The sequence below is a fragment of the Lysobacter sp. Soil_C_59 genome, from assembly GCF_057656415.1.
In genome coordinates this window covers 16,849-32,571 of record NZ_JBDGKK010000012.1, presented here as the reverse complement: position 1 = coordinate 32,571, position 15,723 = coordinate 16,849, and the positions used below count along the sequence as shown (strand labels likewise).

General features: G+C 61.9%; 12 protein-coding genes. All 12 read right to left on the bottom strand.

What is annotated here, in order from left to right:
* Positions 1 to 4: 4 nt before the first annotated feature.
* Positions 5 to 982 (bottom strand): glycosyltransferase family 2 protein, encoded by a 978-nt coding sequence (locus AC3A3Q_RS17185; protein WP_487587386.1) that lies wholly within the window; start codon positions 980 to 982, stop codon positions 5 to 7.
* Positions 979 to 1,857, bottom strand: coding sequence for an NAD-dependent epimerase/dehydratase family protein (locus tag AC3A3Q_RS17180; RefSeq protein WP_487587385.1), 879 nt, complete (start codon positions 1,855 to 1,857; stop codon positions 979 to 981). Before AC3A3Q_RS17180 ends, AC3A3Q_RS17185 begins: the two co-directional genes overlap by 4 nt.
* A complete protein-coding gene (locus AC3A3Q_RS17175) occupies positions 1,854 to 2,582 on the bottom strand; it encodes a sugar phosphate nucleotidyltransferase (protein WP_487587384.1) in 729 nt (242 codons plus the stop codon). Before AC3A3Q_RS17175 ends, AC3A3Q_RS17180 begins: the two co-directional genes overlap by 4 nt.
* A complete protein-coding gene (locus AC3A3Q_RS17170) occupies positions 2,582 to 3,535 on the bottom strand; it encodes a GDP-L-fucose synthase family protein (protein WP_487587383.1) in 954 nt (317 codons plus the stop codon). Before AC3A3Q_RS17170 ends, AC3A3Q_RS17175 begins: the two co-directional genes overlap by 1 nt.
* Positions 3,536 to 3,554: 19 nt before the next feature.
* Positions 3,555 to 4,637, bottom strand: a complete 1,083-nt coding sequence (gene gmd / locus AC3A3Q_RS17165) for a GDP-mannose 4,6-dehydratase (protein WP_487587382.1) — start codon at positions 4,635 to 4,637, stop codon at positions 3,555 to 3,557.
* A 40-nt stretch (positions 4,638 to 4,677) separates the two neighbouring features.
* Positions 4,678 to 5,688, bottom strand: a complete 1,011-nt coding sequence (locus AC3A3Q_RS17160) for a GDP-mannose 4,6-dehydratase (RefSeq protein ID WP_487587381.1) — start codon at positions 5,686 to 5,688, stop codon at positions 4,678 to 4,680.
* A 153-nt stretch (positions 5,689 to 5,841) separates the two neighbouring features.
* Positions 5,842 to 7,947, bottom strand: coding sequence for a hypothetical protein (locus AC3A3Q_RS17155; RefSeq protein WP_487587380.1), 2,106 nt, complete (start codon positions 7,945 to 7,947; stop codon positions 5,842 to 5,844).
* Positions 7,948 to 8,527: 580 nt separating this feature from the next.
* Positions 8,528 to 9,391: a glycosyltransferase family 2 protein gene (locus AC3A3Q_RS17150; RefSeq protein WP_487587379.1), complete on the bottom strand. Its 864-nt coding sequence runs from the start codon at positions 9,389 to 9,391 to the stop codon at positions 8,528 to 8,530.
* 8 nt (positions 9,392 to 9,399) lie between these two features.
* Complete coding sequence (locus tag AC3A3Q_RS17145; RefSeq protein WP_487587378.1) at positions 9,400 to 10,197, bottom strand: methyltransferase domain-containing protein; 798 nt, start codon at positions 10,195 to 10,197, stop codon at positions 9,400 to 9,402.
* 122 nt (positions 10,198 to 10,319) lie between these two features.
* Positions 10,320 to 11,630, bottom strand: coding sequence for a glycosyltransferase family 2 protein (locus AC3A3Q_RS17140; RefSeq protein ID WP_487587377.1), 1,311 nt, complete (start codon positions 11,628 to 11,630; stop codon positions 10,320 to 10,322).
* A complete protein-coding gene (locus AC3A3Q_RS17135; RefSeq protein WP_487587376.1) occupies positions 11,627 to 14,137 on the bottom strand; it encodes a glycosyltransferase in 2,511 nt (836 codons plus the stop codon). The genes AC3A3Q_RS17140 and AC3A3Q_RS17135 overlap by 4 nt, the downstream gene beginning before the upstream one ends.
* Complete coding sequence (locus AC3A3Q_RS17130; RefSeq protein WP_487587375.1) at positions 14,134 to 15,696, bottom strand: class I SAM-dependent methyltransferase; 1,563 nt, start codon at positions 15,694 to 15,696, stop codon at positions 14,134 to 14,136. The genes AC3A3Q_RS17135 and AC3A3Q_RS17130 overlap by 4 nt, the downstream gene beginning before the upstream one ends.
* Between the last annotated feature and the right edge of the window lie 27 nt (positions 15,697 to 15,723).

Genomic DNA, 15,723 nt, shown 5'->3' with positions numbered 1-15,723 from the left:
GAAATCAGTCCTGTATGAGGGTCGAAGACGCGACTGCCGGCGAAACGCCGCTGGAACTGTCGACGCCGACCAGATAGCGCGGGCGCCCCTTCACTTCATCGAAGATCTGGGCCAGGTACTCGCCAAAGATCCCCATGAAGAACAGCTGCAGCCCCCCAAGGAAGGAAACAAACGTCATAAGTGACGCCCAGCCCCGGACATCGCCGTGACCGAGCAGGTAGGTCACCACGAGAAAGGCGCCGGCGAGCACGCTCAGGAAGGCAACGGCCAGGCCGGTGATGGTGCACAAGCGCAAGGGGGTCTTCGAGAACGAGCTGATCCCCTGCAAAGCGAAATTGAACAGGATTGACGCGCGGTACTTGGAGGCGCCACGAATCCGCTGCAGCGGCTCGAACTCGATGAACGTGATCCGATAGCCGACCCAGGCAACCACGCCGCGGAGGAACATGTTGCGTTCCTGCAGCTGGTCGCGGATCACATGGACCACGGCACGATCCAGCAAACGATAGTCCGCCGCACCAGGCTTGAGGTCGATTGAACCGATCCAGGAGATCAGCCGGTAGAACATGGCCGACGTCGAACGCTTGAGAAACTTGGTCTCAGCGCCGTCGCGGCGGATGGTCTGGATGATCTGAGACCCGGCCTCCCATTCCCCGACCATTTTTGGAATGAGCTCGGGCGGATGCTGTCCGTCGCTGTCGAGCATCACCAGCGCATCAGCCTCGCAGGCATCGATGCCAGCGATCAGTGCGGCCTGGTGCCCGAATCGCCGCGTCATGATCAGCACCCTGACATCGGATTCGCGCGCTGCCAGGTCGAGGAGGATCGTTTCGGTGCCGTCGGAGGCCGGATCCACGACATACAGGAACGAGATCCGGTAGCGATCCCGCAACGATTCGACGGCCGACTTGAGCCGACCATGGAACTCAAGGATGACATCCTCTTCGCGGAATACCGGGCAGAGGATCTGAATTGCCTTCATGGCGTCACCTCGTCGATCATGCGGCGAATGCCGGACTCCAGGTCGACCATTGGGACCCAGCCGCACTGGCCGGTGATTCTTGAATTGTCGGCCACCACGTCTGGAATCTCGTTCGGACGCGCCTGGCCCAGGTCAACAACGTGCTTGTGCGTCGACGCGGCGCTCATGACAGCGTCGACGACATCGCGCACCGAGTGCGAAACCCCCGAGCCGACATTGAACAACTGGTAGCCCTTCTCGGGGCGTGACATCACCAACGCGTCAATCGCGTCGTCGACGAACAGGTAGTCGCGTCGCGGTGCAAGGTCCATCAGCTCAATCGACTCGACGGAGGTATCCAGCACCTGCGAGAGGATCCGGCCAATGAGGAAGCGGTCGCTCTGTCCGGGACCGTAGACATTGAACAGACGGATCGCGGTGACCGGAATGTCGTAGATCCGGGCAAACCATTCGCACGCCTGCTCCGCCATCAGCTTGGAGAACGCGTACGGATTGTTTGCATCCGTGACGTGGGCCTCGTCGATGGGCAAGTGCCGCGGGACGCCATAGACGTAGGCGCCGACGTAGGTCATTGACGCACCGGCCCTGCGACACTGGTCGAGCACTCGCACGGTACCGTGGGCGTTGACGAGATGGAACTGCACCGGATCTTCCCAGGCGGCGGGTACGCCGGTCTCCCCAGCCAAGTGGAAGACGTGGTCGCCTGCCTGCAGCGGCAGCTCATCGGCAAGGAGGTTGAAACCCTGCTGTCGCCCGAGCGCCACAACCTCCACGCCTGCGGCGCGTAGTCTGCGGCCCAGGTGACCGCCAAGGAAGCCGCCTGCACCCGTCAGGACGACCCGGCGTCCGCGCAGTGAAGTACACGGGTCTGTCATACCAGGCCCAGTCGCTGGGAGAGCTCCGGCCACTCGTCGACGGCACGCTGATAGTCGTCGGGACGGCCAATGTCGAGCCAGTACCCCTCGTGAGGCACCAGGTTCACGGCGTCTCCGCTGTCGAGGTAGTTGAGCACCAGGTGGTCGAAGCCGTACGCCTGGTTCTCCGGGATGATGTCCAGCACCCGACGCGACACCGCGTAGATTCCCATGCTGACCATGAACGGATAGCACGGCTTCTCTTCGAAGCCGCTGAGTGTCTTGCCGTCGTTCGAGTGCAGCACGCCGTAGTCAATGCGCTGTTCGCGCTTGGCCGCGGAAATCGTGAACAGGCGATCCTCGGCAGCATGGGCATCCAGGAGCGCGCCGTAATCGACGTCGCTGAGGATGTCGCCGTTCATGACCAGGAAGTGCTCGGGGAGATCCTGGACCAGCTTCAGGGGACCCATCGTGCTCAGGCGCATGTGCTCGAGGGAATAGTCAATCTTGATTCCCCACTTCTCGCCATTGCCGAAGAAGGCCCGGAACAAGTCTGCCTGGTGATTGACCGCAAGCGTGATGTGGCCGAAGCCGGCCGAACGCAACTGGCGGATGATCACTTCGAGAATCGGATACTCGCCAACCGGCATCAGCGGCTTCGGCAATGCGACGGTGTAGGGGCGCAACCTGGTGCCCAGGCCGCCGGCCAGGACAACTGCCCGCTTCGTCCCAGCGGTCGCGGCCATCATGCGCCTGCTACCCGGGTCTGGACGTAATCGGCGTAGGTCTTTGCGACGCCATCGCGCAGCGACGTCTTTGCCTGCCAACCCAGTTCGCGCAGCTTATCCACCGACAACAGCTTCCTCGGCGTTCCGTCGGGCTTGCTGGAATCGAACACGATGCGACCGCCGAACCCGGCGACCTCCATGATCGTCTCTGCCAGCTCGCGGATGGTTACGTCCGTGCCCAAGCCAACGTTGAACAATCCGTCGCGCACGCCGCTTTCCATCAGGAACACGCAGGCATCCGCCATGTCATCGACGTACATGAACTCGCGCTTCGGATTGCCGCTACCCCACACGACCAGTTCGGCATCGCCGCGCTCCTTGGCCTCGTGGGTCTTGCGCAACAGTGCCGGCAACACGTGACTGTTGTTGAGGTCATAGCTGTCGTTCGGACCGTAAAGATTGGTCGGCATCGCGGACACGTAGGCGGTCCCGTACTGGCGATTGAAGCTCTCGCAAAGCTTGATGCCGGCAATCTTGGCGATGGCGTACGGTTCGTTGGTCTGCTCCAGCGGACCGGTCAGGAGGTACTCCTCCTTGATCGGCTGCGGGCAGTCGCGCGGATAGATGCAGCTCGATCCCAGGAACAGCATGCGCTCCACGCCCGCCTGCTGCGCCGAGTGCACGACGTTCGACTGGATCATCAGGTTCTGATAGATGAAGTCGCCACGGTACGTGTTGTTGGCCTGGATTCCACCCACTTTGGCCGCGGCCAGGAAGATGTAATCCGGCTTTTCGTCATGCATGAACTCCGACACCGCGGCCTGGTCGAGCAGGTCGAGTTCGGAATGCGCGCGGGTCACCAGATTGGCATAGCCCGCGCCCTGCAGCCGCCGCACGATGGCAGACCCCACCATGCCGCGATGCCCGGATACATAGATCTTGGATTCTTTGGTGAGGACGTCGGTGCTCATTCGCTGCCTTGGGTATGCGTTATTCGTGGCGATTCGGGGCAAAGTAGCCGTGACGCTTGACCAGCTCATCGCGTTCGGCGGACTTCAGGTCCTCGCGGACCATTTCCGAGACCAGCTCCTGGAAGGTGATCTTCGGCGACCAGCCGAGCTTCTGCTTGGCCTTGCTGGCGTCGCCGAGCAGCGTCTCGACCTCGGCCGGACGGAAGTAGCGCTCGTCCACCGCGACGATGCACTTGCCGCTCTCGTCGTAGCCCTTCTCGTCGACGCCCGTGCCTTCCCAGCGGACCTTGATCTCCAGCTCGGTGGCTGCGGCATTGACGAAGTCGCGAACGCTGAACTGCACGCCGGTGGCGATGACGAAGTCCTCGGCCGTGTCCTGCTGCAGCATCAGCCACTGCATCTCGACGTAATCCTTTGCATGGCCCCAGTCGCGAAGCGAATCGAGGTTGCCCAGGTACAGGCAATCCTGCAGGCCCAGCTTGATGCGGGCGAGCGCGCGCGTGATCTTGCGGGTCACGAAGGTTTCGCCGCGAATCGGCGACTCGTGGTTGAACAGGATGCCGTTGCAGGCATACATGCCGTACGACTCCCGATAGTTCACGGTGATCCAGTACGCGTAGAGCTTGGCCACCGCGTAGGGGCTGCGCGGGTAGAAGGGGGTGGTTTCCTTCTGCGGGACTTCCTGGACAAGACCGTACAACTCGGACGTCGAGGCCTGGTAGAAACGGGTCTTCTTTTCCAGGCCGAGGGTGCGGATCGCCTCGAGGACACGCAGCGCGCCGAGTGCATCGGAGTTGGCCGTGTATTCAGGCTCCTCGAACGAGACGGCGACGTGGCTCTGCGCGGCGAGGTTGTAGATCTCGTCCGGCTGCACTTCCTGAATGATGCGGATCAGACTGCTGGAATCGGTCATGTCACCGTAGTGCAGGACGAAGTTCCGGTTGTTTACGTGCGGATCCTGATACAGGTGGTCAATGCGGTCCGTATTGAACAGCGATGTACGGCGCTTGATGCCATGGACGATATAACCCTTGCCCAGAAGGAACTCGGCCAGGTAGGCGCCGTCCTGTCCCGTAACGCCAGTAATAAGTGCAGTCTTCATGTCGATCCTTGCTTAATGTTTAAAAGGTAACGCTTGCTTTTTAGGGGGAAATTCGTAGCCGGGCGACCTGGGCCTTGACCATCCGGGTAATCATGTCATCAAAGGAAACGCTGGGCTGCCAACCAAGGTCACGGTTGGCTTTGGCCGCGTTCGCGAGGGTTCGCCCGGAATCCAGTGGCCTGACCAGGTCCGGGTCGCTGACCACATGGCTGCGCCAGTCAAGTCCGACCGACCCGTAAGCGACCTCGCAAAGATCGCGCAGGCTGTGCAGCTTGCCGGTGCCGATCACGAATTCCCCGGCTTGCTCCTGCTGCAGCATCAGCCACATGGCGCGGACGAAATCCCCGGCATATCCCCAGTCGCGCGAGATCTCCAGGTTGCCGAGCGCCAGCCGGCCGCCCTCAACGATCGGGCGCCCCATTTCATTGGTCGCCGGCGAGCTGGTTATTCCCAGGGATGCGCAAGCAGCCCCGTAAGCCACCTTCTGCGTCAGGAAGTGTAGCGGACGGCGCTCGCTCTCATGGTTGAACAGCACGCCGTTGGAAATGAACAGGCCGTAGCTCTCGCGGTAGATCCGCGCCATCTGGTGCGCGTAAACCTTGGCCGCGGCATAGGGATTGACCGGGTTGAACGGCGTGTTCTCGTCCTGAGGAGTCCCTCCGGCAGGGCCGTACATTTCCGAAGACGAAGCGTGGTAGACCCGGCACGCCGGCCGATGGTGGCGGACGGTTTCGAACAGGCGGATGGCGCCAAGTCCGTTGACCTGCAATGTCTCCGTCGCGCGCGACCACGACTCGCCGGGGCGCGACTGCGAAGCTAGGTTGTAGATCTCGTCCGGCTCGGCCTCGTGGATCGCCGACGAGATGTCGACGCCTTCGGACATGTCGCCAAAGATGACCTTGATGCGTCCGCTCAGATGGCTCGCGTTATTGGGCCGATGCCAACTTTCATGGCGGACCAGGCCGACGACTTCGTAGCCTTTCTCGAGCAACAGTTCGGCCAGGAAAGAGCCGTCTTGCCCGGTGATACCGGTGATCAGTGCCCGCTTCATATGCTCCTCACGGAGCTGCTGGGTTGCAAATGGAGAGCAAGCATCGGCCGGTGCCCCATTGGGTTGCTGGCAACGGCGAAGTCCGGCATGCAGTCGGATAAAAGCATGTCCATGCCTTGGGGAGCTCCTCTGGAAGTATTCATTTTCGCGCGCCTACTCCCGCACCGAAATGTGGCGTACCAGTGCCAGTAGCGTGCGCTGGTCGCCGTCGGGGAGGCTGGCGACGGTCGGCATATCGAGGACGCGCAGCCGGAATGTATTGGCCCCAGGCTGGAGTTCGGCTTGGAAATCCCAACGACCGCCGGCGAACTTCCCGCGCACTACCTGAGTACCTTTGTCACTGGCCACCGCCAACTCTGCCACCCGCATTGGTCCCGGCAAGCTCGGGCCTGCGATCACTTCGACCGTGACCGTAACCTTTTGTTTCGACTTGGCGGTTAATGTGCCGCCAATTCCCTCTGCATCACCGTGACCTAGCCATGCAATCATCCCGGGCCCGGCGTAGTCCCGCTCCAGGCCCCACGGCGGTCCATCAACTCCCTGCCCCACGCCAACATTGAAGGCAATCGCCGGATCCACGCTGAGCAAGCCGTCGGACGTCGATGAAGGCATGCTCATCGACACCAGCGCCCTGTGAACGACGTGGGATGACTCGGACGTGAGCATTCCGTTCTCGGACAGGTGGCTGTAGGTTTCATCGAAGCGCACCTCCTTCCACTCGGAGTTCGCAAGCCATCCTTTAATGGGTCCCATGTTGAGACCTGGCGTGAAGGTATCGATCAGCACGATCGCGCCGAATGTGGACGGGGCCAACGTGGACGGATGTTCTGGCGCAGTGCCGTGACTGCGCGCTGCTGGCTGATTGGCGTTGCGGCCGCCAAGTGATTCGAGCGGCCACGTGTAGACATTGGAACCGAGCCCCGAAAGTTTCAGGTAGATCGGCACCGAGTACAGCGCTTCATACCCATAGCCGGTGCCAGGATCGGCCGCAACAACTACGCCTTTGTCCCGCGACGTGTTCTGCGCGAGAAAGGTAACCATGCGGTGGCTGGCGACAGTCTCGGCGGTGAACCAGTTAGCCGTCTTGTTCGAATCGCGCGTGCCAGCCAACAACACGGGCGCGACCAGTGCGAGCATGCACACTTGTGGAACAGGGAAAAGTTTGCGAGGGAGTGACGCAAAGCCCAGTGCGATGGCGGCAGCCAAGCCAATCACAGCAGGGAACAGATAGCGCTCGTCGATCCCCTTGCTGTAGAGCACCAGCTGCGGAATGACCCAGCCAAGCGCGACTAGCGTTGCGCACAGAATCAGCGCGCGCTCCGTCGGAGCGCGCACCGCGCGCGCGGCAACGATGACGATCGAGGCGAGCAACGGAATACCCAAGCCGACCTTCACTACCAGGTCGAACCATCGCAACGGACTGAAACTCGAGACCGAGATCGCGCTGACGCTCGCACTGTAGCCCTGGGGCTTCGATAACATGATACCGAGCACGATCGACATGCCGACGCCAAAAAGCAGCGCACCGGCCATCAACAACACCTTCCGAGAAACAACGCATTCTCGCCACGTGGCTCCGGTGACCTGGCGTTCGCGCGCCAGCGTGAGCAGCAACATTGCAGGAATGACGAGTACGAAGCTCTCCTTGGCAAGCGACGCAAGGAGGAGCGCGACAAACCCGACGCCGTCCCACAGCCGCCGATTCGGCCGGCCCGCGGCCACGCACAGCGCCCACACGGAGATTGAGAGCAGCAGGACGCCGATCGTCTCTTGAGGAACGAGGTTAATCCATATCCAGCTTTGATTGGCACTGAACGCGAGAAGCGCAACGAACAATGCCCCCGTCAGGCGACTGGCCCCCAGCAGGCGCGCCGCCCGAAAGAACAGGAAGCAACTTAGCGCTCCCGAGAACAGCGCGAATGCGTGCCACAGGTGGGGATTTCTGCCGAACCACGATGTGCCGATAGCGACGTAGACCCAATACATGGGCCGGAAGCGCTGGAACATGTCGATGTCGATGCGAACCCGGTCGAACCATGCAGCTATCGACCAGGGCTGCAGTCCGAGCAAATGGTGGTCTTCTACTACATAGAACTCCGCGGCAAGCGCAGCCCCCAGAACCACCAGCATGCCAATGGCGATCAAGCTGAAGGCCAACACATTTTCCGCAAGCCGCGATCGAACGCCGCTGCTGTCTTCACCACTTGCCCGGTGCGTCGCGTCGACAATCGCCTTAATTGACACTTTCCCCATTTCCATGTCTCGTCGTTCTCGGCAGCGGCGCCCACGTTGCGTCGGGCCCTACGGATGCCGGGATTTGTCCGACGCTACTCCATGACTCTAAGAATAACGAAGGCGCTGCCGAGCTTTCGGACATCCGTCCTGATGCCGTCGGCCAGAGTTGCCGCGTGCTCGGGCTGCAGCCCATCAATGTTCGACGACGTAGTCACCTCGGCCACTGCAACTGCACGCGACCTCGCAGCCGCCTGAGCCGGCGCCTGATTGCAGGCAACGACCAGGACCAGACAGCTCGCACCGAAGGACGCCAGAAACCCGCGAGGGACTCGCTTCATGAACACTTCCTGGGGATGGACCCGAAATGACCGGCTATGATATTAGTTCCCGCCCCCCGGGGGAACCCGCGCGGGAGTACTTGCCGCCGGTGGCCGCGAGCCGCATTCGACGGGGCTGCGGGGCCTGCCTGTCCGGCGTACAAAAAGGCCGCTGCCCGCGTCGGGGCCCATTTGGGCGGCTGTGAGCACCGTGGGCCCAACGGTACCGGAAAAATAGTCCCGTACGCCTGCTCGTCCACCTTCTTCAGATGGGCCTTAAGGCGGGGTCAAGGCCTCGCCGAGAACCACCTGGGAAAAAGTCTCACAAGGAGGGAGCCGCTGATGCCTCGATTCCAGCGCAACGACGCAAGCAGTGTGCGAGCGGCAGTCTCACGGGCAAATCGTACGGGATGACGGCGTTGGTCTACCCGGCTGCGAACTACAACATGCGCGTACTTGTACAGCCAGCCTTCCGGAACTCTCCCGAACTTCTGCCTCAGCATGCTGTTGATCTCGCGATGCACCGCGATAGAAGCACCGAGTGTCTTGTTGTCAGAATATAGTCTCGAACCCGCAAGCTTCTCGGGCAAATACGCGAAACGGACGCCGGCCTCGGCCAGGCGGAGCCAGTACTCGTAGTCCATGCAGTAGTGCAGCGATTCATCCAGCAGGCCGTGGGTCAACACAACGCTGCGGCGCATGAAGAGCGCGGGCTGGCAGATGAAGCAGGTCTGCGCCAGCCGCTCCCGGTTCCAGTCTTCGGTCGGGTAGGACTCAAAGGGAACATCGTCGGTATCGATGTGATCGGCCATGCCGTAGACCACGTCGACATCCGGATTGGCGGCGAAGTAGGCATGCACACGGGCGAGGGCGCCCGGATAGTAGACATCATCGGAGTTCAGCCAACCGACGATCTCGCCATCAACGACCTTTAGACCCTTGTTCACGGCATGGGCCTGGCCATGGTCCGGTTCAGAAACCCATCGGACCCCATGACCAAACGCTTCCAGCACGGACACCGTCGCGTCCGTGCTACCACCGTCGAAAACGACATGCTCGAGTTCGACGCCCTGCTGGCGCGACACGCTCGCAAGCGTTCTGCCGATGAACTGCCCCTGGTTGTACGAGGGCGTGACAACACTGATCTTCATACGGCGGGTCAGCTTGCAGCCCGGCTAAGGAGGACGGACAGACCCTTCGTATTCAGGTCCTCCGACGTCAACCCAGTGACCAGCTGCGCCTCGGACAACAGCGCGAGATCGCCTGCATCGTGCTTCATCGGCGAGATCCATTCGACGTGCATCGGGCAGGCATGAAAGTGCTCGCGCATCTTCGAGATACTGACGCGGTTGATCGCATCGCTGTCATACGTCCACTCGATCGCGTCCTGCAGGCTGATGGGCGCGTCGGTCGGCCACTTGTCCCCCAGGTAGGAAACCATCTGCTCGCGATCCCAGACCAGGTGCGCCCACGGCGGCACGAGGCTGGAAATGGCGCCGAAGTGATGCAGATGGTGGCCGTAGGCGCACGTCCACAGGGGCTCGAAGCTGAGCAACACCTTTCCGCCGGGCTTGAGCACGCGATGGATCTCGCTCAATGCCTTGGGCACGTCCGCTATGTGCTCGAACGTCGACATCGACACGACAGCGTCAAACGTCTCGTCCGCGAAATCCAGCTCCTGCGCGTTCATGTAACGCAACTGCCCGTGGCTGTCGCCGACCTTCCTGTCTTCCGCGGCGTCGATGTCCAGGCCGATGCCGACGTAACGCGACACGCCGCGCTCGAAGCACTTTTCCATGGCATAGCCATGCGGCGAGGCACCAATGTCCAGAAGGCAGGTCCCCTTTAGTCTGACGATCTTGTCGAACTCGCCGACGATCAGGTGGTTGTAGGCACGAATGTCGTTGAGCATCGCCGCGTTGGGCTGCGATGCATTGAACTGATCGATGCCAGCCACGTAGTCACGAAGCTCCTCGCATGCTTCGGCCCCGTCGACTCCCCCTGCGGAGTCCCGTGAGGTCCACCTGCGAACATACTGCTTGAAACTATGCCAGCCCCGCCCTGATGACATGCCCCACCTCATTGTTTTTCAAACGTGACTTCGGAAAGTTTGATCGAGAGCTCGCGATTGTCGTCGAGCCCCATGATCTCGCGCGGGACGAAATAAGACCCGCTCTTGATTTCGACGTTGACACGCCTTCCCCGCAGCGCGCTGACGTCGGCAGCCAGCTTGAACTGGCCAGGATCGTCAAGCAAGCGGCGGTCCACGACCGCCCCTTCCACCACGAGCTGGACCTCGAACCTGTCATGCCGCACCTGCGGCACATGCTCCAAGCTGTACCGAAGGGTATTCGCGTTGCTCGGAACCTCCAGCTGCGCGATGAAACTCGGTCCGATCCAGCCATCAGTGTGCTGGCCGTGGAAGCTGGTATCCCGAGTGACCACCTTGCGAAGCAGGCCCGGCACCCGCTGGGACAGCCAGCCGTAAAGCAACCTGTCCCGCGCCATCTTCGGCGAGTACAGCATGGTCATCATCAGTTCCCACATCGCCGACAGCAGCTTGCGCTGCCTGAACGCCTGTTCGGCCCTGCGCGCATGGTGGCGGGCGTGGTCACTGAAGTGCTTCCGGTACGCCCAATGCGAAAGCTCGCAACGCCAGCGCAGCGGCGAGAACCAGCTGCCCCAGTGCTTCCGGCTGACTCCGATCGACAGCTCCAGCACCTCCGCTTCGGTCCGCTGCGCCGACTTGGATTCGTCGTGCATGCGATAGGTGCTCCACAACTCGTCGACCTTGTGGATCCAGTAACGACTGCTGAAGCGACAGAACAGGTCGTAATCGAGTGCGTGGTGTTCGTTGACGTCGAGGAGCCCGCAACGCTCGCTGACTTCCTTGTGCCAGAACACCGACGGCTGCGGAATGGTGTTGTATCCGCGCTTCCAGATTGCAAGGTGTTCGAAATGCGAGACGTACTCTGCGGGGTGCTCGACCCCGACGTAACGCGAGTTGACGCCGGTGAACAGGCTGCGCCCCATGACGACGTAACGGTCGCGCGAGGGATCGATCTCACGGGCGACGCTGTGAAGGACCCGGGGGTAGAGCGTGTCGTCGGAATTGAGGAAGCCCAGGATGGTTCCCGTTGCGCGGCGGAATCCGCGGTTCAGGGCATCTGCCTGGCCGTCGTCCTTCTCGGCGAACAGTTGGAACATGCCCGGGTGCGCCTGCACGAATTCCTGTGCGATCGTCACCGAGTCGTCGCGCGAACCGCCGTCCTGGATGATGACCTGCAACGCAGGGTATTCCTGGTCAACCAGGCTTTGCAGGGTCTCTCGCAGGTACTGTCCCTGGTTGAACGAAGGGACCACGATCGAGATGGTCGGCAGGTTGCTCATGGATTCACACCGTATAGCTCGTTATAGACGCGCTGATAGACAGAAAGGGTTTGCACAGCGCTGCGCCGTGACGCGAACAGCCCCCTGCGACGAAGGGCTGCCTCGCTCAATGCGGCGCGTAGTTCGGGCCTGGTGGTTATCTCGACGAGGGCGTCGCTGATGGCATCGACGTCCTTCGGATCAAAGGTCAATGCAGCATCGCCCGCAATTTCTGGCAAGGACGTCGCGTTGGAACACAGCACCGGCTTGCCGGCGATGATCGCCTCGGCCACCGGCATGCCGTACCCCTCGAACAGCGACGGGAACACCAGTGCCTGGCAACCCTGGAACAGGGCCCGGATCTCCAGCGGCGAGCGGTAGCCCAGGTGGACGATCCGCGACTCCAGGCCGCGCTCGCGGATCATGGCCGCCGCCGGATGGTCACTCGGGAACGCTCCGCCGGTGAGCACCAGCTTCACGTCGCGGGGCAGTCGATCCAGGGCGCGGCTGAAGGCATCGACCAGGCGCGCATGGTTCTTGTGCGGCCAGCAATGCGCCGGGAAGAACAGGAAGGGAGCGTCGATGCCCAGACCTGCCAGCAGTTGCGTGCGCTTTGCAGGCTCGATCGCCTGCCACACGTTGCGACTGGGGATGATCCAGACGGTCGTCATCTTCTCCAGCGGCACTCCGTACTGGCGGTGCACGTCCTGGCGAGTGAACTCGGAGATGCAGATGATGTGGCTGGCGCGCTCTGCCGAGGTTCGATAGAGCCGTTCGCGTTCCTCGTACTGTTCTGGCGTGAAGAATTCCGGGTAGTGAAGGTGCTGCAGGTCGTTGATCGTCAGGACGCCAGGGAAACCGAGCAGGTCCGGGTGTGTGTAACCGGCCACCGAGTGCACCATGTCGAAATCCAGGCGGCGATAGTTGGCCAGGTTCCGCATGGCGGTGTTGAGGATCGGCGACCTGCCGACGCTCTCCCCCAGCCCGTTGACCAGCAACGAGCGCAGCGCTTCTGTTTCGCGCTCTGCGTGATCGGAGTAATGGGTCCGGATCTTGAACTCCGGGGAGAAGCTCCACTCGCAGCACGCGCTGCGCGGGGCGAGGACGCGGTACTCGTTGCGACGGTCGATCTGTCCGATCGCCGACACGAGTTCGTAGGTGGCCTGCTCGATGCCGCCGGCATGGCCAAGCTCCATCCAGCGCAGATCGAAGAGCAGCTTGAACGGTTTGCGCTCCTTGATCCTCACGGCCTTGTCCACCAGCCTCTGGAAACCAGGTGCGGCAGCCGGAATGGAGTTGTTCGCGAGCAGGTATTCCTTGGCATTTGCGACTACGTTGTCGCAGGAGCCCGGATCGGTAAGCGCGAGTGCAAGCTGGCTGGCGAATTGCGCAGGATCGTCCTCGAGGTGGCACTGCACGCCGTCGACCGCGCCGGTTCCCTCGGCTGCCATCGTCGTGCACACGACCGGGACCTGCATGGACCACGCTTCGAAGATCTTCTGGCGCACGCCACCGCCGTAACGCATCGGAACGATGTAGGCGCTCGCATTCCAGAAGTAGGGACGGATGTCCGGCACGTTGGCGTGGAGCTCGCACTGGCGTGCCTCGGCCATTGCGGCCTTGAGCGCTTCGGCGGGAACCATGCCGACGGCCTGGAATATCGCGTCCGGAGCCTGCTCGAGAACCTTGGGCCAGATTTCCTTCAGGAAGTACAGCACCGCGTCCACATTCGGCGGATGAGCCAGGTGCCCGGTGAACAGCACGATCCGACGGTTGTCGCGCTTCCAGCCCGGAGCCGCGGGGGTGTAGTACTCGGTGTCCACCGAGATGGCGGCGACGCCGGTTTCGGCTCGCATTCTGAAAAGCCGGGTTGCCCGCTGTTCGTCAAGCGCCGAGACGAAGCCGACCACGTCAGCCCGCTCCACGACACTCTGTTCCTGCTGATGCACCGCCGCGACCTCGGCCGGGCTCACCGGCTGGCGTCCTGGCGTGTTGATGGCGCGATTGAAGTAATCGGCACGGACATCGTGGAAGTACACAACCTTGCCGCCCATTGGCGGCAGGTAGTCCAACCATGGCTCGATATTGGTCTGAATCAGCACGACCGCTTGCCAGTGCCCACCATTTATCGCGTGCAACAGCTGCGGGGCGCAATTGGACAAGATGCAGAGCTTCTCCAGCGTATCCGCCGGCTGCCCGTCCAGCTTCAGCAGACGGCGATATAGCCAGTGCCGTACCCGACCGGGAACACGATGCACCCAGCCGCGCAGCTGGGCCCGCGGCTCTTCCGGCAGCATGGTCACAACCGGCTCCGGCGGGCGCGGCCAGAAATACGATCCGCTCAGGAACGACTCGAGGTTCGCCACGCCCTGTTCCGGGAAGCTGTCGTAGCACGGCGCAACCACGCCCACTCGGTAGTGCTGCGCCAGATGGCGCAGGTTGAAGTAGTCCACCCCCATTTTCCCGGGGAAGTACGGAAGGTCCGTCGTCAGGACCAACGCGCCCGGCTTTTCATTCGAATGACTCATATCGCTTTAAAGAAACTCCCCAGTTTCCACCACCAGCGTTGCCGCAACGCTTCCAGTTCGGCGTCCTTCCTCCGGGCTTCGGACGAATATTGCTGCAGGTCCTCGTGGATCCGCGATATGTCCGAAGACGCAGACGCGAGCCTCTGCTCGAAATCCGCCGCTCGTACCCGTTCCGATTCCAAAGCCGGGTACAGGTCGTTCAACTCCTGCAGGCGGCGGTGCACCTCTCCTTCCAGTTCGGCGATGCGCTGACCTTGCGCCTGAATCACGGCGAGACGCTCCGCGCGGTCGCGCTCGATAAATGCAATGCGCTCCTGCGTGTCGGAAGACTCTTCCGAAATCGGGCTTGAGGCCGCAGCGGGAGCCGGGGCCACCTCTTCCCCCGCGCCCGCTTGAATACGGGCATAGATCTCGTTCAATTCCTGCAACCGCAGATGGATCTGACCCTCAAGCTCGGAGATTCGCGCACCCTGGTCCTGGATGACCACGGCACGGGCAGCCCGATCGCGCTCCGCCGCTTCGAAGTGACCTTGCAGATCCGCCAGTTGCGCCTTCGCAAGGTTGCGCTCGTTCGAGACTGCATCGGCTTTGATATAGAGGTCGTGCAGCTGCCGATGAAGCGGAGCGATCTCCTGCTCGAGGATTGGCGCGCGGTCGTACCGGTCCTTCATGTCGAGCAGCGCCAGGCCGATCCGTCCCTGCGGCGTCGCCAACAGAGAGGCGTCGATCTGGGCCTGGCCATGCACTTGCAATGGCGCCCTGCTCACGACAAAGCACATGTCGTAGTGGGCGAAGACTGCTGGCTCAAAGGCAATGTGGTCCGCACCGAGCCTATGGAAGAACTCGACAGTCGCGCGCTTGCTGTAGAGGTAAAGGTGTTCGTCCTCTTTCAACTGCTCGAGGAACGGCGACTTCGTTGCGACGAGGCTGTCGAACTGCATGCCCTCCTCGAAATTGGGCATCTGCACCAGCAGAATGCCGTCGGGCTTAAGGAGACTCAGGCAATGGGACAACGTGGCTGCCGGATCGGACAGATGTTCCATGACATCCATCATCACGATCGCGTCGATGCTGCCCGGGTCGACTTCAAGCGATTCCACCGGCCCCAGCTCGACATCGATCCCGAAGGTCATCTTGCCGAGCTCAACGACCCAGGGGCTCATCTCAACGCCGGACGCCTGGAAACCGCACTGCTGCATGAGCGCAACGAAGCTGCCGTGCGCGCAGCCAAGCTCCATCACGCGCGCGGCCGGCAAGCGATACTTCAGAAGCGTGCGCAACCAATAGAGGTTGCGCTCCGGAAGATCGGCGCGGGTCCTTTCGATGATGTCCGGCTGATCAAGCTCTTCCGACTGATGGCCCAGCCAGTAGTTCTTTCCATAGAAGTCCGACTCGTCGTCGACCACGACGAGTCTCTCGCTTGAAAGGCCCTTCTGCGAAACAAGGGTTCCGCAGGTCAAGCACTCGAGATAGTCCGGACCGAACTCACGGAACGAGCTTGCCCCACACCAGCAATCCGCGCGAATCCCTTCCAGCGTTGTTGTTTCAGAGGATTTCATTGACGGACCTGAAGAAGAGCATGGGGG